1 protein-coding gene is annotated in these 371 nt (G+C 69.5%); it reads left to right on the top strand.

Annotated features, from left to right (window positions below):
- Window positions 1-371, top strand: a 371-nt coding sequence (locus F6S12_RS33150; RefSeq protein WP_315870038.1) for an iron chelate uptake ABC transporter family permease subunit, incomplete at both ends; no start/stop codon positions are given.

Below are 371 nucleotides of genomic sequence, written 5' to 3'. Positions count from 1 at the left end.
TTCCAGTCGATCTCGCGCAATGCCCTGGGCTCGCCGGACGTGATCGGCTTCACCACCGGCGCCGCCAGTGGCGCCATCGTGCAGATCATGCTGTTCGATGCCGGCCCCCTGGCCACGTCCCTGGCGGCAGTGGCGGCCGGCCTGGGCACCGCCCTGCTGGTGTTGCTGCTGGCGCGAAACGGCCACAGCAGCGGGGGTTATCGCCTGGTACTGGTGGGCATCGGCGTGGGCGCCAGCCTGTCCGGCCTGAACAGCATCCTGCTGGTCAGCGGCAACCTCGACCAGGCGATGTTCGCCCAACTGTGGCTAGCCGGCTCGCTGAACACCCGCACCTGGTCCCATGTACTGCCGGCGGCCCTGGGCCTGCTGCT

Origin of the sequence: Pseudomonas sp. JV245A, assembly GCF_032424515.1 — a bacterium.
GTDB lineage: Bacteria > Pseudomonadota > Gammaproteobacteria > Pseudomonadales > Pseudomonadaceae > Aquipseudomonas > Aquipseudomonas protegens.
The sequence above is the reverse complement of the archived record's forward strand: the minus strand, read 5'-3'. Positions and strand labels throughout refer to the sequence as shown.